This window comes from uncultured Pedobacter sp. (assembly GCF_913776295.1).
In the GTDB taxonomy this organism is placed as follows: Bacteria; Bacteroidota; Bacteroidia; order Sphingobacteriales; family Sphingobacteriaceae; genus Pedobacter.
The window spans coordinates 34,245-54,728 of sequence record NZ_CAJYOJ010000045.1 but is presented as its reverse complement, the minus strand read 5'-3'; the positions used below and the strand labels follow the sequence as shown (position 1 = coordinate 54,728).

Sequence of the window (20,484 nt, the reverse complement as noted above, 5' to 3'; positions counted from 1 at the left end):
TATAAGAGCAATAAAACCTTGGCAGCATTGAGAGAATTAGGTAAATATTTGAATTTTTCTATTGATTAAACTAGTGCTATGGCCGCAAAAGAAAATGAGAGAGAAATCAATGGTATTCCAATAATAGAAGGAGATAAGTCCATAGATATTTCCCAATTGCATGATGTGTTTACAGATAAGAATTTAAGTGCAAAACAACTTAGAGAAATTGCATGGGAACGGAAAAAATAATTTGTGATACGGATGTATTGATAGATTATTTTGATAAAAATAATAGCCGTAATGGATCTACTACAGTGTTGCTTGAAAGAGATATCGGATTAGATAATATTATTTCATCCATTACTAAAATGGAGTTATTGTTTGGGGCGACAAACAAGTCAGATCTTCATATTATCAACAAAAAGCTAAGCAGATTTAGTATTGTGTTAATTAATGAAAGGATAAACTTAACTGCAATTAACCTAATACAAAACTATAAATTAAGCCATGGACTCGCTTTAGCTGACGCACTAATCGCTGCTACAGTTCTTAAAACCAAACTAAAGTTGTTTTCTTATAATGTGAAAGATTTTAAATTTATTACTGATTTAAGTTTATATCCGCTGTAAGATTAACCGCCAAAATAAGCTAAAGTAGCTTCCTTATCTTTTTGTAACTGAACAGTTAAAGCTTCTAATCCGGTAAATTTTACATCGTGGCGAAGAAATTTTAAGAAATTCATTTTAATATCCTGTCCATAAATTTCCCGGTTAAAATCGAAAATATTAACCTCAATATTTCTGGTCATCCCGTTAATGGTCGGCCTTTGCCCGATATAAGCCATACCTTTGAAGGCTTGAGGGTTTAGGGCTGAGGGTTTCGGGTTGAGTATTTCGGACTTCGGACTTCGGACTTCAGACTCCATTTCAACCGTAACCGCATAGATACCATCGCCTGGGATCAGTTTGTAAGTTTCTTCTATAAAGATATTTGCTGTTGGGAAGCCAATTGTCCTGCCTATTTTATCGCCTTTAATCACCCTTCCAAAAATTGAGAAAGGATAGCCGAGGTAATCGTTTGCCAGGCTAACATCGCCGGCCAAAAGTGCCTGGCGGATTTTGGTTGAACTTACCGCCACATCGTGGATATCCTGCTCCATAATTTCTTCAACCGTAAAGCCGAAATGAGCGCCGGCAGCTTTTAAAACGTCTAAATTGCCAGAGCGGTCTTTCCCAAAACGATGGTCGTAACCAATAATAATGTGTTTCGTGCCGATATGGTCAACTAAGATGTTTTTAATGTAATCTTCTGGCAGCTGATTAGAAAAATCGCGGGTAAAAGGTGTAATAATCAAATGATCTACGCCTAAACCTTTTAAAATTTCCGCTTTTTCGTTAATGGTATTGATCATTTTCAGATCCTGGTTTTCAGGATCAATAATCATTCTGGGGTGTGGGAAAAAAGTTAATATCACACTTTCGCCATGATCGGCCTTTGACTTTTGCACCAGTTGTTTAATGATTTTCTGATGTCCGAAATGCACGCCATCAAAAGTACCGATGGTAACAATGGCATTATCTAATTTTTTAAATTCCGAAAGGTTATGGTATATCTTCAATGGGGTTGGGATTAATGTAATGCATGGCGTTTTACTACGCCGCCTTTTAAATCGGCAATCTGCTGTTGGATCACAAAAGCATCCGAATCAATCTGCCTGATAGCAGTTTGCAATTTGCTCATTTCCAGCTTGGTAACAACGGTAAAAATGATATCGATATCTTTTTTTTCTCCATATCCGCCTTCGCCTTTGTAAATCGTAACACCACGTTTCATATCGTTGATAATGAAATCCTTAATGGCCTCCTGATGGTCGGAGATAACCGTGACCCCGGTGTATTGCTCTAGGCCATTTACGATAAAATCAATGGTGCTGGATGCTGATAAATAGGTTAGAATGGCATACAGTGCCGTTTCAATGTTGAGGAAGTAAGCAGCGAATGCAAAAATGATTACATTTAAAATCAGGATGATATTTCCTACGGTTAAAATGCTGTTTTTGCTGATGTAAAGTGCTAAAACCTCGGTACCATCAATTACACAGCCACCTCGCATAGCCAATCCGATTCCCCCGCCTAAAAATAAACCGCCAAAAAATGCAATCAGCAATTTATCGTGCGTAATGGGCTGGAAAGGAAGGATAATCAAAGCCAGTGAAAGTGTAGCAATGGCGATAGCTGTTTTTAGTGCAAAGCCTTTACCAATTTGCCTGTAGCCCAGAATAACAAAGGGAATGTTGATGAAGACGATCAGGTACGATAAATTCCAGCCGGTTAAGGTGCTTACCAAAAGGGATATACCAGTAACACCACCATCTATAAAATGACTGGGCATTAAAAAGCTTTTTAAGCCAAAACATGCAGAAGTTACACCTGCAATAATCAAAAGGATTTCCTTTATAAACCTGGTGTTCCTGTTTTTGATATGGTTCATACTCCTGCTTCAGTTTTAACTTCTTCTTTCTTACTGCGAATATAATTAACAAGTTCTAATACCTCAAACGCGTCTTTTAGCATAAAGTTTCCGCTTCGGGTACGGGTTAATTTGGAAAGGTAGGCACCGTTATTTAAAGTTTTACCGAAATCGGATATTAAGGAGCGGATGTATGTGCCTTTGCTGCAAACAATCTTGAAATCGATTTCGGGCAATTCAATCCTTGTGATTTCAAATTCTGGTACATTTACAAAACGTTTCCGTAATTCCACTTCTTCGCCCAATCTGGCTTTTACATATAAACGTTCGCCATTAACTTTCACAGCTGAATGAGCAGGCGGATATTGTTCTATATCGCCAATAAATGGCTTGCAGGCCGCATAAATTTCTTCTTCACTAATGTTACCGATATCGAATGTTTCATCAACTTCGGTTTCCATATCAAATGATGGAGTAGTAGCACCTAATATCATGGTACCGGTATATTCTTTCTCCTCAGCCTGAAAAGTATCGATTTGTTTGGTCAGTTTACCTGTACAGATAACCAGCAGGCCGGTAGCAAGGGGATCTAAAGTGCCGGCATGGCCAACCTTAAGTTTTAGTGGTTTTAAAGAATTACGGATTTTGCCCACCACATCAAATGATGTCCATTTGTACGGTTTGTTAATTAAAAGCAATTCGCCTTCGGCAAAATTGAAATCTTTGAATTTAGGATTTTCGGTGCTCACAAATCTTTTTTGCGCAAAGATACGGATTCAATATTGTTTTTTACCACAGATGAAAAGGATGCACACCGATTACCATTATCGGATTAACCTGTGGTTAACCGTTCGGGATTATATTATTTGTAAATTATGTCCGCTCAGCAACAGGATGATAATGATTAAACCTGCAGCAATCCGATACCATCCAAAAACTTTAAAACCATGTTTGTTCAGGTACCCGATAAAACTTTTAATGGCCAAAAGTGCTACAATAAACGCAACAACGTTTCCGATAATCAACATATTGGTTTGATCATGGGTAATGGTATGCCCTTCCTTATAGAAATCATACAGTTTTTTTGCAGTTGCCGCAAACATCGTTGGTACAGCCAGAAAAAACGAAAACTCTGCTGCTACCTTTCTGCTTAATTTTTGGCTCATCCCCCCCACAATAGTGGCTCCTGAACGAGATACACCTGGCAACATGGCAATACACTGGAAAAAGCCTATTTTAAGCGCTGTTAAATAACTTATTTTTTCCTCTTCATCAACCGTTGGCTTATTAAACCATTTATCTACAAATAATAAAATAACACCTCCAATTAGCAGTGAAATACCAACAGCCATAGGGCTTTCTAATAATTCATCTATTTTTTTGCTCAATAACAAGCCAAATACTGCTGCTGGAATAAAGGCCACAAGCAACTTAATATAGAAATTTATTGATTTAAAGAATCTTTTAAAATAGAGTACTACCACCGAAAGTATGGCGCCTAATTGAATTACGATGGTAAAAAGTTTTACAAATGGTTCTGACGCAATGCCCATTAATGACGAGGTAATAATCATGTGGCCAGTACTCGATACCGGTAAAAATTCAGTTAGTCCCTCCACAATGGCAAGGACAACAGCTTCAAAAGAATTCATATCGTTTAGTTAATGGGTTATTCCCACTCCAATTTTATTTTATAGTTTTTTAATTTTTTGTCTCGTGAAATCAATACTAAATTCTCAGAAATGGCTTGAGATACAATAATACGATCAAAAGGATCATTATTAATATATTCAAGGTTTAATAATGTAGTAAGATGTGTTTCATTAATAGATACAATCTCAATCTAGTTTCTTTCTGCAAATCTAAAAAGCTCTTCGAATTCAATTTCTAAATTGAGTTTTCCGATTTGTTTTTTTATGGCAATTTCCCAAAAAGAGGCAATACTCAAAAAGCAAGATACATCAATGTCAGATAACTTTTTTTTAATTGAAAGTGGTAATTGGTCATCACCAGCAACAAACCATAAAAAGGTATGGGTATCTAATAAATAGGCCATTAAATATAATCAGCAAACATTTCTAAAGGCTCGTCAAAATCATCTGATAATTTGATCTTACGTTTTGCATAACCAAATTCGCGTGATTTTAGTTTTGGCTTACCTTTATGTTTTGTTTTTAAGAATTCAACAAAATCTGCAACTTCCTGCCTAAGGTTTAGGGGAAGCGAATTAATTTCAATCTGCAACTTTGTTGTTGTCATATTATAAAGTTAAAAAACACTTTACTTAATACAAAGCATTTATTTTTTTAAAATGGCATAAATACCAAAAGCGAAACCTGCCAATACCACCATCGGTGCTAACAAAGTCCGTCTGAAATCGTAAATGTTACCTGTGCTCCCCATCATCAGGATAAAACCAACTGCTACAATTGCAATGCTGATTAACAATAACTGATAATTTTTTTTGGTGAAAACCAATTCGCTTTTAACGTCCTTTACCACCGGACCTGTTTTTTTTTCTGCCATTATCTATAAAGATGATAAGATTTTAAACGTAAATATCTGCTTACTGCAAACCATGTACTAATACCTGTTATAAAAATACCTACAATTAACAGGCCTATAAACACAAAGCCAAATTCCTGGTAGTTATTTAAAATAATAATTTCAGGCACTTCCTTACGTGCATAAATTAAAGTGGCCAACAAAATAATAATGGCTATAAATGCGGCAATTAAGCCATGCAAAGCAGCATACAGTAAGAAAGGACGTCGGATAAAATTTTTCGTTGCACCAACCAGCTGCATACTTTTAATTAAAAAGCGCTGTGAGTAGATGGCTAGCCTGATGGTGTTGTTAATTAATGCGATAGAAATAATTAATAACAGTGCGGCGAAGGCTAAAATGATTAAACCAATGGTGTTGATATTTTTGTTTACCATATCAATTAAAGAACTTTGGTAAACCACTTCTTTCACTACAGGATTTTTGGAAATACTGGTTTTCAAAGCATCGATGCTTTTATTGTTTGCATATTCCGCTTTTAAATATACATCGAAGGTGGAAGTTAGTGGATTGTATCCTAAGAAATTAACAAAATCCTCACCTAAATCCTGGGTCAGGTTTCTGGCTGCAAGTTCTTTATTTACATATTGGGTCTGCTTTACCGCCGGGTTGGCGTTAAGCTCCTTCTGGAAAGCCAAAACGTCGGCTTCTTTTGCGCCCTCATCAACAATAATGTTTAAAACAATGTTTTCTTTAACGTAGTTAGAAAGATTTTTGGCATGTACAAGCACTAAACCAAGTAGCCCCAGCATTAATAAAACCAACGCAATACTGATGATAGTAGAGATGTAAACGGTTTTGGTTTTCTTAGATGCATCACTTACTTCGAATTCTTCCATGTATTTCATTTTTGTTTCTGCGAAAATATAAATTATACCTGATAAACACCAATTAATGATTGTTAAATGAATACTAACGTTCGCGATCGGTTTTTAGTTTGAAGATTAAATTTTGTATCAAATCTGATTCTTTTTTAAAGGCGGTACGAAATTTGCTTAAATGGCGTTAATTAAGGATATCCTAAAACTAAATTGAACTATGAAAAGACAAATTACCATGTTGGGCTTATGCCTACTGATCGCCTCTACCATTGTTTCCTGCAAAAAAGATAGTACATCTTTAAAAGCTCAGATGTTAGGGAGATGGACGTTAAATAAAATCGTAACTTCTGGCTATACTGCTGAAGAAACATTGAAAGACCCAAAAAAAATGAATGGAACAGTTAATTATGGTACATCCAGTGATTATATTGATTTCAAATCAAATAATGATGACCAGGTAGAGTTGAGTTTATCAGGTAACAGAACGATCGGCACTTATGTAATCATCTATTCTGATCAGTTTACCATGGACATTAACGACGGGTTGAATTATTGTAAGATAAACAGTATCACGGCGAACAAATTAGAGTTTACAGCCAAAATTGATAAAACAAACGTAACTAAAGTATATTCTTTATCAAGATAAGAACTTAATCCCCCGATTATTTGCTGCGCCATTGATTCCAAGATCAATGGCGCTTTTTTTGTTGCGTCGGTTTTTGCGAACTGATGCCAAGGTAATGTGGTGTCAGTTGTTGCCAACTGACACTGAGTTATAGTAAAAGATAATTAAGATTTCACTTATCGTGAATGCCCGGATAGTCGGATGGAAGCATCTGGCTGCATAAAAGAATTGCAGATTTTAGTTATAACTTATTCTCCTGTTGTATATATTCCGGCTAAATATTATCCTGTATCTGCTTTTTAAAGCCCCTTAATTTCTGTATTTTCGCCCCTTTAAAAAATAAAAACTTGCAATGGATTACCAATTCAAAGAAATAGAGCAAAAGTGGCAGAAATTTTGGGCAGATCATCAAACGTTTAAAGCCGAAAGTAATTCTGAAAAACCAAAATACTATGTGTTAGATATGTTCCCTTATCCATCAGGAGCAGGCCTGCACGTTGGTCACCCACTGGGTTACATTGCATCAGATATTTTTTCAAGATACAAACGCCTTAAAGGCTTTAACGTATTGCACCCCATGGGATACGATTCATTCGGATTACCGGCTGAGCAATATGCCATACAAACCGGGCAACATCCGGCCATTACCACCGAAGCTAATATCGCGACCTACCGCAGACAGTTGGACCAGATCGGTTTTTCTTTCGATTGGAGCAGGGAAGTACGGACCAGCGAACCATCTTATTATAAGTGGACCCAATGGATTTTTATGCAGTTGTTCAACTCCTGGTACAACATTGAAAACGATAGGGCTGAAGATATCAGCACGCTGATCGAAAAATTTAATTCCTCTGGTACAGCCGATGTAAAGGCAGTTTGTGATGACGACACCAAAGTGTTTTTGCCAAGCGACTGGGCAACCTTTACCGAGGAAGAAAAACAGATCGAATTGCTTAAATACCGCTTAACCTATCTCCGTGAGAGTACCGTAAACTGGTGTCAGGCGTTAGGAACGGTATTAGCGAATGATGAGGTGAAAGACGGTTTTTCTGAACGCGGCGGTTTCCCGGTTGAGCAGAAGAAAATGATGCAATGGAGCATGCGCATTACGGCTTATTCAGATCGCCTTTTGCAAGGTTTGGATACCATCGATTGGCCAGAGCCGGTTAAAGAAATGCAACGTAACTGGATCGGTAAGAGCGTAGGTGCATCGGTAAAGTTCAAAATTGAGACTTCTGACTCCGGACCCCGGACTTCGGACTATATTGAGGTTTTCACCACCCGTGTGGATACCATTTTTGGTGTTTCATACCTGGTTTTGGCTCCGGAACATGAGTGGGTTGCCGAATTGACCACTCCCGAACAAAAACAAGTTGTTGAAGATTATATCGCATTGACGAAAAAGAAATCAGAGTTAGACCGTATGGCCGATACCAAAACGGTTTCTGGTGCTTTTACAGGTACTTACGTGATTAATCCGGTAAGTGGAGAACGCGTGCAGTTGTGGATTGCCGATTACGTATTGGCAGGATACGGAACTGGTGCTGTAATGGGAGTGCCGAGTGGCGATCAACGCGACTGGTTATTTGCTACACATTTTAATTTGCCTATTGTACAGATTTTAGATGCGCAAAAAGATATTGATGTGCAGGCAGATCCAACAAAAGAAGGTAAGTACATCAATTCTGGTTTTATTAACGGATTAGAATACAAAGAGGCGGTTGCCTTTTTAAATAACTGGTTAGAAGAGCGTGGCGCAGGCAAGGCAAAGGTAAACTTCCGCCAGCGTGATGCGATTTTTGGTCGCCAGCGTTATTGGGGTGAGCCGATTCCGGTTTACTTTAAAGATGGATTGCCTTATCTGGTTAAGGAAGAAGAACTGCCATTGTTGCTTCCTGAAATTGATAAATATTTACCAACTGAAAGCGGAGAGCCGCCATTGGCCAGGGCCGAAAACTGGTTGCCAAAAGATGGCGGACATTATGAACTGAGCACCATGCCGGGCTGGGCAGGAAGCAGCTGGTACTGGTACCGTTATATGGATGCCAATAACAACGACAATTTTGCCTCGAAAGAAGCGGTTGAATATTGGAAGGCTGTTGATTTGTACATCGGTGGTTCTGAACATGCAACCGGCCACTTATTGTACAGTCGTTTCTGGAATAAATTTTTGAAAGATTTGGGTTATACCAAAGAAGAAGAGCCTTTCAAAAAACTGATCAACCAGGGGATGATTCAGGGCAGAAGTAATTTTATTTATAGAGTAGGTAATTTTAGTTCGGCTTCAACAGGAGATATAGATCCTAATTCAATCTTAAGAAAAACTTTTATTTCTTTTGAAATTGTAGATAAAATCCAAAAAATATTTAAAAAATATTTAAAGTTTAAATCAATTTCATTTCATAGAGATAACTTTTCCACATACGGAGATGGAAGCGTTGAGTTTGAAAAGCAAGAGTTGGATTTATTAAATAAATTTAATACTTCATTATTTGATGTTTTAGGTGATATAAGGACTTCTTCGATAACAATCTATCCAGATACTTTTGTGCCTATACATGTAGATGTCAACATTGTTGAGAATGATATTTTAGATGTTAGTAAGCTGAAAACTTGGCGACCAGAATTCGAAGAAGCTCAATTCATTCTAGAAGGCGGAAAATACATCTGCGGTGTTGAGGTTGAAAAAATGTCGAAAAGTTATTATAACGTAGTTAATCCTGATGATTTGATTGAGCGTTATGGTGCTGATACTTTGCGCATGTACGAAATGTTCCTGGGTCCGTTGGAGCAAAGCAAACCCTGGAATACCAATGGTATTGAAGGGGTATTCAAGTTCCTTCGCAAATTCTGGAGATTATTCCACAACGAGTCATGGGAATTCACTGTATCTGATGCCGAACCGACGAAAGCGGAATTAAAATCGTTGCACAAAATCATTAAAAAGGTGCAGGATGACATTGAGCGTTTCTCGTTCAACACTTCTGTATCCAGTTTTATGATTGCAGTAAATGAATTAACAGATCTGAAATGTAAAAACCGTCAGATTTTGCAAGATATGGTGATTATTCTTTCGCCTTATGCGCCACATATCTGCGAAGAACTTTGGGTATTATTGGGTAATGAAGCAGGAACTTTATCATACGCTGCCTATCCGGCATTCAAACCGGAGTATTTGGTGGAAGATGAATTTGCCTATCCGGTTTCCATCAACGGTAAAATGAAAATGAACCTGAATTTGAGCTTAACTTTAACTCAACCTGAAGTAGAAGCAATTTTATTGGCCGATGAGCAATTCCAGAAATTTTTAGATGGAAAAGAGCCGAAGAAAATTATTTTCGTTAAAGGAAAGATTATTAATGTAGTAGTATAGAGAGGTAGAAGGCGGAAGGTAATAAGGTAGAGGGCTTTCCTTACTCTTGCTCAAGCTAAAAATATAAAAACCCGGGTTACGTTTCGTAATCCGGGTTTTTTGTCTTTTCGGGAGAGATTTCAATAGAAGGGGCGTCATCTCGACTGAAGCGTAGCGAAATGGAGAGATCTAATTCGCAGAGTTTTGGGATTCTTGGCAGCGCCGCCATTGACAGAATCCCTATTGCGGTCGTCATTCCCGCGCAGGCGGGAATCTTAAAGCTTATTACAGTAAGATTCCCAATCAAGTTGGAAATGACGTGACGCTTTTTAATTTCCTAATCACCCTGTAGCTACTGCATGGTCAGCATCTTCCTGCTATAAAGACCCTGAAATAAATCCGATGGTTATCGGATCAGGGTGACGGAGCAAATTAAATAAACGGATATTTGATGTTTAAAGATGAATCAAAGCTTCCATCCTCCAACCTTCAGCCTCACTAATCTCTCTTCCTTCTGTTTCCGCCAAATCTCCTGTTGTTGCTGGCGTTACGCGGTTTGCCGCTTATGTTGCCATCGCCGCCTTTTTTAGCACCGCCACCACCTTTAGATTGAGCCTGTGGCTTACGTTTAACCTGGTTTTTAGCCAGCATATTTTCCCAGCTTAAAGGATAAGGATGATCATCAACAATAGGCAAAGTAATTTTAATCAGTTTCTGGATATCCAGTAAATACTCATTTTCTTCGGCATCACAGAACGAAATGGCAAAGCCGTTCGCGCCCGCACGGCCTGTACGACCAATCCGGTGAACGTAAGATTCAGGAATGTTGGGTAATTCATAGTTAAAAACGTACGACAGCTGTTCGATATCAATTCCGCGGGCAGCAATGTCTGTAGCAACCAATACCCTGATATTTTTATCTTTAAAATCATTTAACGCACGCTGTCTGGCATTTTGCGATTTGTTACCGTGAATGGCAGCGGCTTTAATGCCAGCGTGACCCAGATCTTTTGCAATCCGGTCGGCACCATGTTTGGTCCGGGTAAAAACCAGTGCCGTTTCAATGGATTTATCCTGCAAAAGATGAATTAAAAGTTTCTTCTTATCCGGTTTGTCTACAAAATAAATGGATTGGTTAATGGTTTCGGCTGTTGACGAAACCGGAGTAACCTCTACCTTGGTGGGGTTTGATAAAATGGTGTTGGCCAGTTTCTGGATTTCATCGGGCATGGTTGCCGAGAAAAATAAAGTCTGGCGTTGGGCTGGCAATTTAGCCACTACTCTTTTCACATCGTGAATAAAACCCATATCCAACATCCGATCAGCCTCATCTAAAACGAACAGTTCGATGGTATTCAGATTAATAAAGCCCTGGTTCATTAAATCAAGTAAACGGCCAGGGGTGGCCACTAAGATATCAACTCCTTTTTTCAATGCCTCTACCTGCGAATGTTGGTTTACACCGCCAAAAATGACCAGATGGCGCAGATTTAAATTTTTGCCATAAGCCTTAAAGCTTTCCTCAATCTGGATGGCCAGTTCGCGTGTTGGCGTTAATACCAGTGCCTTGATATTTTTGGTTGCTTTGGTATTGATGTGTTTTTCGTGCAGTAACTGCAGCATAGGGATGGCAAAGGCAGCTGTTTTCCCGGTACCGGTTTGTGCGCAGCCTAATAAATCCTTGCCTTTTAATATGGTTGGGATGGATTGCTCCTGTATAGGTGTTGGTTGTGAATAACCTTCGGTCTCAAGAGCTTTTAAAATGGGCTCAATGAGGTTTAATTCTTTGAATAACATGTATGTTTTTATGTAATATTTATCGAAGAAGCTAGAACAATCAATTATTGAAGGACTAACTTGCGGAGAGAATATGCCATTCAGAATGGCAAGCCCTTATTCCTGCTTCGTCGGCAAAGATACAATAAAATGTGGAAAAGCAAACCTTGCCTATTTGTGCGGTGATATACCATACAGGATATAGGTACAAAGCTGTTGTAAGGAAAGCCGAATAAAATAATTGGTATTTTAATTCAATGCGGCTGTAATTATTTATTTTTTTGTATATTTATTTTATTCTTAATGTATTTTTTATGCTTAAAGTTTTGTATACATAACACATGATTTAAATATTATAACTTCTAACCAACTATCTAACCAATTATTACACTATGAAAAAAACAGTACACCGCCATTGTAGGCATTCGATTCTGATTTATTTGCCAAAGGTTTAAAAGGCAAAAAAGCCGATCAATCCAGTTATTTACTAAAAAATGCGGCAATTGAAGCCGTTGTGTGCCGCGCATTGCCATTTTTTTAGCTCAAAATCCTAAATCATAATAACCTATGAAACAAAATCTATCTTTTTTCAGGAGAAGTTATGTACTCCTGTGCCTGATTATGCTGTTTGTATTTAAGGCAAATGCCCAAACCAAAGTAACCGGGAAAGTTACTGGCAGTGATGATCAACAACCCATCGTTGGGGCAACGATAAAAATCAAAAATGGTCCTGGCGGTACCACAACCGACGCTAATGGTACATTTTCTATTGCTGCAAAACCAACCGATGTACTCGTAGTTTCCTTTATCGGGTACAGATCAAACGAAGTTGCGGTAAGCGGTCAGACGAGTCTTTCCATCGTTTTAATGGCCGAAAACAATAAATTATCAGAAGTAGTGGTAACAGGTTACTCCAGTCAGCGGAAAAAGGATCTGACGGGTGCTGTGGCAGTAGTAAGTATGGGGCTGTTAAAAGCACAGCCCGCTGCCAGTGCAGTAGAAGCATTGCAGGGCAAGGCTACGGGTGTACAGATCATCAACGATGGAGCGCCTGGTTCTACCCCGCAAATCCGCATCAGGGGTATCAGTACGATCAATAACAATGAACCACTTTATGTAATTGATGGTGTCCCTTTTGAAGGCAAGCTATCCTGGCTTAACCAAAATGACATTGAAAGCATGCAGGTGCTAAAAGATGCTTCTTCAGCTTCTATTTACGGATCGCGGGCCAATAATGGGGTTGTAATTATTACCACAAAAAAAGGGGTAACAGGATTGCCGAAAATTACGCTCGATTCTTATTATGGTACACAGGCACCACGAAAAGGCAGCTTCCCGGAAATGATGAACCCGCAGCAATATGCCCAGTACGTATTTGATGGCTATACCAATGCGGGAAAAGCAATCGCAGCTGGAAAAAACTATGGTTCCGGGCCTACTCCTGTGCTGCCTGATTATCTGGTGGCAGGTTCAAAACTAGGTCAGGACGTTACCGCTGCAGATGCAGATCCTTCCAAATATAATTACAGCCGCGATCCCAATCTGTTTTATCAGATTACAAGGGCAAACAAGGAAGGAACCAATTGGTTTGATGAGATCACGGAGTCGGCACCGGTACAGAATTACCAGATCAGCGCTACAGGTGGTGGTGAAAATGCAACCTACGCTTTTTCAGGCGGGTACCTCGATCAGAAAGGAACCATAAAATATACCGGATTTAAAAGGTACAACTTAAGATCAAATACCAGTATATCGGCTTTTAACAAGCGTGTTCGTTTTGGCGAAAATGCGCAATATAGTTATTCTGAAGGTTTTGGTTTTGGTGTTAATCCCAATACGCCAGGCAGTTATCAGGATCAGGGCAGCGCATTGGGTTGGGCTTATCGTATACCAACCATTATCCCGGTGTATGATATTGCCGGAAATTTTGCAGGTAGCCGCGGTAGCCAACTGGGAAATGCGGAGAATCCCCTCGCTTTTCTTTACCGTGCAAAAGACAATAAAAACAAAAATAATTTCTTCTTCGGAAATGTTTTTGCTGAAGGCGATATTATCCCCGGCCTGGTGCTAAGAACCAATTTTGGTTTGCGTTACGAAAACTTCAATGGCCTGTCTATGCGTTATCCAAACCTCGAATTCTCTGAGGGGAATAACTCCAATAACCTGAACGAGTACCAGGGATACAATACCGAGTGGACCTGGACCAACACTTTAAATTACAGTAAGGTTTTTAACGAAGTACACCGTGTAAATATTCTGGTGGGTACAGAAGCCATCAGGTCAAGATCACGGCAGTTAAATGCAGGCAGAAATGACTTCTTTATTTTAGGCAATCAGGATTATTATTACTTGAGTACCGGCTCTTCCAATATCAGCAATACCAGTTTTGGTTCCATAGGCTCGCTGTTTTCTGTATTTGGAAAAGCAGATTATTCTTATCGCGATCGTTATCTCGCCAGTATTACCTTCAGACGTGACGGTTCTTCAAACTTTGGTCCGAACAATAAATATGGTAATTATCCGGCAGGGAGTGTAGCCTGGAGATTATCGGAAGAAGAATTTATGAAAAGCATTAAATGGCTGAGTGATTTAAAGCTCCGTGTAGGCTACGGCCAGACGGGAAACCAGCGGATCCCACCTTATCAGTACATTAACCGTTTCCAAAGTTCCATTATCAATTCTGCTTATGCCGTTGGTGGCGCAAACGGATTAACTACGGGCGTATGGCAAAATGCTTATCAAAACGCCGATGTAAAATGGGAATCGTTAAAAGCGCTGAACATCGGACTTGATTTTAGTTTATGGGGAGGTGCAATAGATGGATCGGTTGATTGGTACGACAAAAAAACGTCCGATATGCTTTACAACCTTCCATTACCTTCCAGTGTGGTTGGTTTAGGTAGCTCGCCGTTTGTGAATATTGGTGATATGAGCAATAAAGGGATCGAGTTTAATGTGGCTTATCATTACGGTATTAAAGATGACAGTCCGCTTAAATTTGATGTGGGTGTAAATTTCTCTAAAAACAAAAATGAGATTGTGAGGCTGGCCCCTGGTATTTTTAACCAGATTTATGGTAATTACAGAAGTTTACAAACCAGTGTGCTGCAGGAAGGTGCACCATTTGGTTCTTTTTTTGGGTACAAAACTGCCGGAATTTACCAGAGCGCAGCCGATATTCAGGCCAATCCATCTTATGCCGGTGCCAGGGTTGGTGGTTTACGCTATCAGGATATTAACGGTGATGGCGTAATTGATCCAAAGGACCGGACGATTATCGGAGATCCTAATCCTGATTTTACCGTGGGTGTAAACTTAAATGCCTCCTATAAAAACTTTGATATTGCCGCATTTATCTATGGTGTTCAGGGCAATGATATTTTTCAGGCCACACGTTATTTTACCGATTTCCCTTCTTTCGATGGGGCAAAAAGTACCAGGCTGTTAAACGCATGGAGTCCTTCCAATCCAACCAGTTTAATACCTTCTGCCTATGCAGGCGCATCAGATCTGGAATTTGCCTCATCAAGCTATTATATTCAGGACGGAAGTTTTTTAAGGTTAAAGAATATACAGCTTGGTTATTCGATTCCTACAGCTAAGGCATTTGGTGCCAATTCGCCCATCAGCAAATTGAGGGTGTATGTTAGCGCAACCAATTTATTTACGATAACGAAGTATACTGGTATGGACCCGGAGGTGAGTCAGATTACAGATACTTTTTCTGCACCGGGAGTAGATCAGGGTGTTTATCCTTCTCCACGTCAGTTTTTAATTGGTATTAATGTTGGATTTTAATTAAAAATAAAGATGAAACATATAAAATATATTCTGCTCTCCTTTCTGATCTTTTCTACCTTCTCGTGTAAAAAAGAATTTTTGAACCTGCAACCGCAGGGCGAACTGACAGAAGCACAACTCACCACACAAGATGGGGTGGAGGGTTTACTGGTAGGTGCCTACAGCCTGCTAAATGGTAACGTAAACGGTACTTATGGTAATTATGGCGCTGCACCCAGCCAATGGCTTTTTGGAGAAGTAGCTTCGGATAACGCCCATAAAGGTAGTAGTGTTGGCGATCAGCCCCCTATGAATGCCATTGAGCAACATTCTCCAACCAGTACAAACGATAACTTATCGAATCTTTGGGACAGGTGTTTTGAAGGCATTCAGCGCTGTAATAACACCCTTAAAATACTGGCCAATTTACAGGCAGGCAATGGTTCTGCCAAATTTAGCGATGCCCGTGCCAAGGAAATACAGGGTGAAGCCCGTTTGTTGCGTGCGCATTATTATTTCTTTTTGGTTAGGGTATTTAAAATGGTGCCGTATGTAACAGAGGCCAGCAGTGGTACATTTGTACCTAACGATAAAGATATTTATCCTAATATCATAGCTGATCTTCAGTACGCAGTAGATAATTTGACTACAACCAAACCCAAAAATCAAAAAGGGAGGGTTGATAAATATGCGGCCCAGGCTTATCTTGGTAAGGTTTACCTGTATCAGAAAAAATATACGGAAGCTTACGATTTGCTGAACGCGGTAATTTTGGCTAAAGCAGACTTAACCACCATGCCTTATTCGGATAATTTTGATATCACCAAAGAAGACGGTCCGGAAACCATTATGTCTGTTCAGCACTCCGTGGGTACTGATGGAACCGGTGGAGATAATGGAAATGTTGGCGATATCCTGAATTTCCCGTATGGCAACACCCCGATCAACTGCTGTGGATTTTTCCAGCCAACAATTGATTTGGCGAATTCTTTTAAGGTTGATATAGCTGGATTGCCTTTATTGGATGGCAGTTACCGTAACAACCCCTATAAATCAGATTTTGGTTTAACCGGATCAGCAAAAGACAACTACGTAGTAGATAAAACCTTACCTTTTGATCCACGTATAGAATCGACCATTGGCAGGCGTGGTGTTCCTTATCGCGATTGGGGGATTATGGCAGGCGATACCTGGATTCGTGATGCTTCAAATGGCGGTCCTTTTGTTGCCGTTAAAAACACCATAGAGGCTGCACAGATTGCCAGTGGCACCGCGCCGGGCACCACCAACGTAACCGGATTAAATGTAAACCTGATCCGTTTGGGCGATGTATACCTCATGGCTGCAGAATGTGCGGTAGAAAAAGGCGACCTGCCGAGGGCTTTAGTACTTGTAAATGCGGTAAGGGCCAGGGCTGCAAAAATTACCCCGCAACAAATAAACGATGCGCCTGCTGCTGCCTATAAGGTTAGTCTGTACACCTCATTCCCTAATGTTACCTATGCCCGAAATGCCGTTCGGTTTGAGCGCAGACTGGAGCTGGCAATGGAAGGTCACCGGTTTTTTGATCTGGTACGTTGGGGCATAGCGAAACAAACACTCGAAAGCTATTTCTCTTTTGAAGGTGGATATTTCGATTATCTGAAAGGCATAACCTTCGAAAGCAGGGATGAATATTTTCCTTTACCACAGGATCAGATTGACAGAAGTAAGGGTACATTAAAACAAAATACCGGATATTAGATGAATTTATAAATGAAAGCTGTATCATAATTTGTGATTTCGCATCCAATTTGTCACGTTAAGCCTGTCGAAACGCCTTTAAAGCATTTGGAACAAGGTTCTTCGACAAACTCTGGATGACAATTCCACTTATGATACAGCCTCTTACGTTTTAATTCACAGCCAACTAAAGAAAATCTTATGTAACCTTGTAGCCATTTTGGTCATAATAATGATTCTTTCACTCGTATATTTTTCAGCCTCTGATCAATAAAAAAGCGTAACGCTTGGATAAAGGTTTTTAGGTGAGTGAAATATGGTTACTGCAGTAAGTAAAATAAACCCGACCGACAGCGTTATCCCGATTAGAAAGGGTTAAATTTCTACGACCTTTTATCGGGATTAAGCAAAGGGCGGGGCCACAGTAACCGAAGCAACACCGCAATTGCTTTCCTAAAAAAACAGATATTATAAACCTGAGTTCGATGATTGATATGACGAATTGGTATGGGTAAGGGTGTTTAGAACACAGCTTTTCATCAAATAATTATCGAGTTCAGGTTATAACAGTTTGCTATTAATAAGGTTATCAGATGATAATTTCCCCATCTTAATACTACTTCTCTTCTTTGAACCTGCTAAAAAATAACAGTGCGATTAAACAAAGTCCAAAACCGACCACACCATTTAACCTTAATCCATAATCATTGCCGGGGTCTTTGCCATAAATGGTGAGCATAGCAAAAATGGCAATCCCCAGGGTTTGACCAAGTTTCACAAAAAGATATTTCACCGCGAAGAACATACCTTCATGGTTTTCGCCTGTTTTTAAGGTGTCTCTTTGGGCGATATCGGCCAAAATTGCAGTAGGTAAAATGCCAAGTGCTGCCAGTGGAAAAGAGGCCGATAATACGAGCATATATATCTGCGTATATGGCCCTAAAGGTAATTTACCCAAAAAGAAAATAGTAACAAAGATTAAGCACAACACCGCAAAGGCAAGCAATACAAAAGGCTTTTTGCCGATTTTAGCAGAACCGAAATTTACGATTGGATAAAATAACAAAGAGGCCATCACCATGGCACCCATAAATTTGCCTCCTTCTGATTCTGGTAAACCCAATAAAACGGTACAAAAGAACAATAAACCGCTTGATATGATGCTCAATGCGGTATAGAAGGCAAAGTCAGAGATAAGGTAGTATTTAAAATTGCTGTTTTTAAACGTGCTTTTTATCGCTGGCCATAACGGAACGTGAGTAGGCTTGGCCACCGAAAATTCTTTTTCGTTGATGAATAGAATGGGCAGCAACATCACCAATCCGGATACGATGCATAAACCCCATATGGCCGACTGAATGGCTTCACTGCGGTTGGCTACCTGAAAATTAGCTTCAACCAGATCGGCAAAGTTATTGGTGCAGGCCGATAAAATAATACCGATAACAAAGCCCACTTGCTGGTAACTGGATAACTTAACTTTTTGTCTAGGGGTGTTGGTTACTTCGGCCAGTAAGGCATTGTAGGGAATAATATAGGTGGTAACCGATATGAAAAACAAACAAAGCGTGATGGTGAGCCACCAGGCATTATGCAAACTTTCTGTTTTTTGAATGGGATAAAAAACCAGTCCGCAGAAAAGCATAGCCGGCACAATAGCCCATTTCATAAAAGGCATCCTGCGACCATTTTTATTGGTACTCGCATCACTTCTGGAGGCGATGAAAGGATCGTAAATGGCATCTACCAGTCGGCCAGAGGCCGCAATGATCGAAAGGATATTAAATGCACCCAACAAAACAAGTTGTGGTACCAAAGGCGGTAAGCCGGCGTTACTTGGGGGCAGGTAAAAATAGGGAAGCATGACGATGATGATGTTGGTCATCGTGCTCCAGCCAATCATACCCGCGGCGTATGCAATTTCTTGTTTTAAAGAGAGTGTTTTGTTCATTAATTATTTAAAAAGTGTTTTCTAAACCTCACAGGTTTCAAAAACCTGTGAGGTTTAAACCCGGGATCAATTATTTCTTGTTGAACCATCTGCTTATAAAATAAATCGCCAGAAAGCCGGCAAAAATGTATAAACCATTAAGTGCTGCATTTTGATCGTCAGCGTAAATACTGAAAGCAACAAAGGTATAAGCAGCAATAAATATAATAGGCAATATAGGATATAAAGGAACAGTATAGATGGTTTTTTTATCAAGATGTGCGGTTCTTTTTCGAAGAATAAAAATGGTAGCTGCAGAACTGGCCATACTGATGCTTTCTAAAAAAATGGTATAGTTTAAAATTTTATCGAAGGTTTTGGCATAGAAAATAATCACCACCGAAATCAAGCTGAAAACGGTTAAGCTAATGGTTATCACTTCTGTTTTTTTGTTCATGCTGCTAAAAATTTTTGGCAGCGCGCCTTCTTCGCCCATGGCAAACATGGCTCTTGGGTTACTTAGTAGGTTGACGTTTACATAACCCATTACCGAGAAAAAAATAATGACCGAAAGTGCATTAAATCCGGCCGGACCAAATATTTTTGAAGCTAATATTGCTGCTATACTCTCAGCTGATTTTAGTTCTTCGAAGCCGATTACTTTCACATAGACATAGTTAATGGCCATGTAAAGGATTACAATAATGGTTAAACCGATAATAATGGAACGTGGAATTACTTTTTTGGCTTCTTTAACCTCGCCACCAAAGTTGATGGTCTGCGCATAGCCCGCATAAGAAAAAGAAACGGCAATTAAGCAGAGGCCTAATGCCTTTCCATAATCAGACCAGGTTGGTAAAGCACCGGTTGCGGTTTTAAAAACCGGCGTAACACTTTCAGCTTGTCCGCTAAAAAATACGGCGCAGATGAGCGTTAAAATCATTCCGATTTTAATTACCGTTAATATGTTTTGTGTTTTGGCACTCGCTTTTAAGCCTAACAGATTAATTAGATAAAATACCAGAATGGTGGTAATAGCTATCGCTACTCTTGATGTTTCGGTTTGGATACCCGGGGGTAAAATAATTTTACTCAGGTATTCTGCTCCAATAATAGAGATGGCCGCTACCGATGCTGCACTTGAAATAATTACGATGCAATTAATGGCAAAGGCGATGGAAGGGTGGTAGGCTACCGAGAAAATTTTATAGTAGCCACCGGTTACGGGAAAACGCGAACCGATTTCGGCATAAGTTAATGCCCCGCAAAAAGCTACAAAACCGCCGATAAACCAGGCCAGGTAAAACAGTTCGGGAATTTGAGCTTTTGCAGCCACGTTTACAGGTGTACGGAAAACACCCATCCCAATAACCAAACTCACCACAATCATGGATAAATCAAAGAGCGAAAGCTGTTTTTTAGGTTGCATCAATAAAGGATATTAAATAAAGTGATGAAGATA

General features: G+C 39.5%; 18 protein-coding genes. 6 read left to right on the top strand and 12 right to left on the bottom strand.

Annotated elements, in window-relative coordinates; genetic code table 11:
* The first annotated feature begins 78 nt into the window (after window positions 1-78).
* The gene (locus tag QZ738_RS09255; protein WP_293786819.1) at window positions 79-231 is read left to right on the top strand and encodes a hypothetical protein; all 153 of its coding nucleotides are present in this window, start codon (window positions 79-81) and stop codon (window positions 229-231) included.
* Complete coding sequence (locus QZ738_RS09250; protein WP_293786817.1) at window positions 213-611, top strand: PIN domain-containing protein; 399 nt, start codon at window positions 213-215, stop codon at window positions 609-611. The genes QZ738_RS09255 and QZ738_RS09250 overlap by 19 nt, the downstream gene beginning before the upstream one ends.
* 2 nt (window positions 612-613) lie before the next feature.
* Here QZ738_RS09250 and QZ738_RS09245 read toward each other — a convergent pair whose 3' ends face one another.
* The 9 genes from QZ738_RS09245 to QZ738_RS09210 form a co-directional block, all read right to left on the bottom strand.
* Complete coding sequence (locus QZ738_RS09245) at window positions 614-1,600, bottom strand: bifunctional riboflavin kinase/FAD synthetase (RefSeq protein WP_293786815.1); 987 nt, start codon at window positions 1,598-1,600, stop codon at window positions 614-616.
* Window positions 1,601-1,611: 11 nt separating this feature from the next.
* A complete protein-coding gene (locus QZ738_RS09240) occupies window positions 1,612-2,472 on the bottom strand; it encodes a YitT family protein (RefSeq protein ID WP_293786813.1) in 861 nt (286 codons plus the stop codon).
* Window positions 2,469-3,200, bottom strand: a complete 732-nt coding sequence (gene truB, locus QZ738_RS09235) for a tRNA pseudouridine(55) synthase TruB (RefSeq protein ID WP_293786811.1) — start codon at window positions 3,198-3,200, stop codon at window positions 2,469-2,471. Before truB ends, QZ738_RS09240 begins: the two co-directional genes overlap by 4 nt.
* A 108-nt stretch (window positions 3,201-3,308) precedes the next feature.
* Window positions 3,309-4,103, bottom strand: coding sequence for an undecaprenyl-diphosphate phosphatase (locus QZ738_RS09230; protein WP_293786809.1), 795 nt, complete (start codon window positions 4,101-4,103; stop codon window positions 3,309-3,311).
* Between the two features lie 17 nt (window positions 4,104-4,120).
* Window positions 4,121-4,288, bottom strand: a complete 168-nt coding sequence (locus tag QZ738_RS21305; protein WP_367268578.1) for a PIN domain-containing protein — start codon at window positions 4,286-4,288, stop codon at window positions 4,121-4,123.
* 6 nt (window positions 4,289-4,294) lie between these two features.
* The gene (locus QZ738_RS09225) at window positions 4,295-4,507 is read right to left on the bottom strand and encodes a type II toxin-antitoxin system VapC family toxin (RefSeq protein ID WP_293786807.1); all 213 of its coding nucleotides are present in this window, start codon (window positions 4,505-4,507) and stop codon (window positions 4,295-4,297) included.
* Window positions 4,507-4,710: a DUF2281 domain-containing protein gene (locus tag QZ738_RS09220; protein WP_293786805.1), complete on the bottom strand. Its 204-nt coding sequence runs from the start codon at window positions 4,708-4,710 to the stop codon at window positions 4,507-4,509. Before QZ738_RS09220 ends, QZ738_RS09225 begins: the two co-directional genes overlap by 1 nt.
* A 39-nt stretch (window positions 4,711-4,749) precedes the next feature.
* Window positions 4,750-4,977 (bottom strand): DUF3098 domain-containing protein, encoded by a 228-nt coding sequence (locus tag QZ738_RS09215; protein ID WP_293786803.1) that lies wholly within the window; start codon window positions 4,975-4,977, stop codon window positions 4,750-4,752.
* Window positions 4,977-5,855 carry an ABC transporter permease gene (locus tag QZ738_RS09210; RefSeq protein WP_090499014.1) on the bottom strand — a complete coding sequence of 293 codons (879 nt, stop codon included), beginning with the start codon at window positions 5,853-5,855 and terminating at the stop codon, window positions 4,977-4,979. Before QZ738_RS09210 ends, QZ738_RS09215 begins: the two co-directional genes overlap by 1 nt.
* A 199-nt stretch (window positions 5,856-6,054) precedes the next feature.
* On the opposite strand from QZ738_RS09210, the gene QZ738_RS09205 reads away from it, so the two are divergent.
* Both QZ738_RS09205 and QZ738_RS09200 read left to right on the top strand, forming a co-directional pair.
* Window positions 6,055-6,483 (top strand): hypothetical protein, encoded by a 429-nt coding sequence (locus QZ738_RS09205; protein WP_293786798.1) that lies wholly within the window; start codon window positions 6,055-6,057, stop codon window positions 6,481-6,483.
* A 331-nt stretch (window positions 6,484-6,814) separates the two neighbouring features.
* Entirely contained in the window at window positions 6,815-9,835 is a 3,021-nt protein-coding gene (locus tag QZ738_RS09200) for a leucine--tRNA ligase (RefSeq protein ID WP_293786796.1), read from the top strand.
* Between the two features lie 477 nt (window positions 9,836-10,312).
* Here the strand turns inward: QZ738_RS09200 and QZ738_RS09195 are convergent, their stop codons facing one another.
* Window positions 10,313-11,611, bottom strand: a complete 1,299-nt coding sequence (locus tag QZ738_RS09195) for a DEAD/DEAH box helicase (protein ID WP_293786794.1) — start codon at window positions 11,609-11,611, stop codon at window positions 10,313-10,315.
* Window positions 11,612-12,157: 546 nt separating this feature from the next.
* Between QZ738_RS09195 and QZ738_RS09190 the strand changes: the two genes are divergently transcribed.
* Entirely contained in the window at window positions 12,158-15,388 is a 3,231-nt protein-coding gene (locus QZ738_RS09190; protein ID WP_293786792.1) for a TonB-dependent receptor, read from the top strand.
* A gap of 12 nt (window positions 15,389-15,400) precedes the next feature.
* The gene (locus QZ738_RS09185) at window positions 15,401-17,113 is read left to right on the top strand and encodes a RagB/SusD family nutrient uptake outer membrane protein (protein ID WP_293786791.1); all 1,713 of its coding nucleotides are present in this window, start codon (window positions 15,401-15,403) and stop codon (window positions 17,111-17,113) included.
* 595 nt (window positions 17,114-17,708) lie between these two features.
* On the opposite strand, the gene QZ738_RS09180 is transcribed toward QZ738_RS09185, so the two are convergent.
* Together QZ738_RS09180 and QZ738_RS09175 are read right to left on the bottom strand one after the other, a co-directional pair.
* Window positions 17,709-19,043: an MFS transporter gene (locus QZ738_RS09180; protein WP_293786790.1), complete on the bottom strand. Its 1,335-nt coding sequence runs from the start codon at window positions 19,041-19,043 to the stop codon at window positions 17,709-17,711.
* A gap of 70 nt (window positions 19,044-19,113) precedes the next feature.
* Window positions 19,114-20,451 carry an APC family permease gene (locus tag QZ738_RS09175; protein WP_293786789.1) on the bottom strand — a complete coding sequence of 446 codons (1,338 nt, stop codon included), beginning with the start codon at window positions 20,449-20,451 and terminating at the stop codon, window positions 19,114-19,116.
* Window positions 20,452-20,484 lie beyond the last annotated feature (33 nt).

Bases quoted from the DNA above. Each gene is read 5' to 3' on its own strand.
- QZ738_RS09200 (WP_293786796.1), top strand. From the start codon at position 6,815: ATGGATTACCAATTCAAAGAAATAGAGCAAAAGTGGCAGAAATTTTGG.
- QZ738_RS09210 (WP_090499014.1), bottom strand. From the start codon at position 5,855: ATGGAAGAATTCGAAGTAAGTGATGCATCTAAGAAAACCAAAACCGTT.
- QZ738_RS09175 (WP_293786789.1), bottom strand. From the start codon at position 20,451: ATGCAACCTAAAAAACAGCTTTCGCTCTTTGATTTATCCATGATTGTG.
- QZ738_RS09180 (WP_293786790.1), bottom strand. From the start codon at position 19,043: ATGAACAAAACACTCTCTTTAAAACAAGAAATTGCATACGCCGCGGGT.
- QZ738_RS09190 (WP_293786792.1), top strand. From the start codon at position 12,158: ATGAAACAAAATCTATCTTTTTTCAGGAGAAGTTATGTACTCCTGTGC.
- QZ738_RS09215 (WP_293786803.1), bottom strand. From the start codon at position 4,977: ATGGCAGAAAAAAAAACAGGTCCGGTGGTAAAGGACGTTAAAAGCGAA.
- QZ738_RS09225 (WP_293786807.1), bottom strand. From the start codon at position 4,507: ATGGCCTATTTATTAGATACCCATACCTTTTTATGGTTTGTTGCTGGT.
- QZ738_RS09240 (WP_293786813.1), bottom strand. From the start codon at position 2,472: ATGAACCATATCAAAAACAGGAACACCAGGTTTATAAAGGAAATCCTT.
- QZ738_RS09255 (WP_293786819.1), top strand. From the start codon at position 79: ATGGCCGCAAAAGAAAATGAGAGAGAAATCAATGGTATTCCAATAATA.
- QZ738_RS09250 (WP_293786817.1), top strand. From the start codon at position 213: ATGGGAACGGAAAAAATAATTTGTGATACGGATGTATTGATAGATTAT.
- QZ738_RS09185 (WP_293786791.1), top strand. From the start codon at position 15,401: ATGAAACATATAAAATATATTCTGCTCTCCTTTCTGATCTTTTCTACC.
- QZ738_RS09230 (WP_293786809.1), bottom strand. From the start codon at position 4,103: ATGAATTCTTTTGAAGCTGTTGTCCTTGCCATTGTGGAGGGACTAACT.
- QZ738_RS09220 (WP_293786805.1), bottom strand. From the start codon at position 4,710: ATGACAACAACAAAGTTGCAGATTGAAATTAATTCGCTTCCCCTAAAC.
- QZ738_RS09195 (WP_293786794.1), bottom strand. From the start codon at position 11,611: ATGTTATTCAAAGAATTAAACCTCATTGAGCCCATTTTAAAAGCTCTT.
- QZ738_RS09205 (WP_293786798.1), top strand. From the start codon at position 6,055: ATGAAAAGACAAATTACCATGTTGGGCTTATGCCTACTGATCGCCTCT.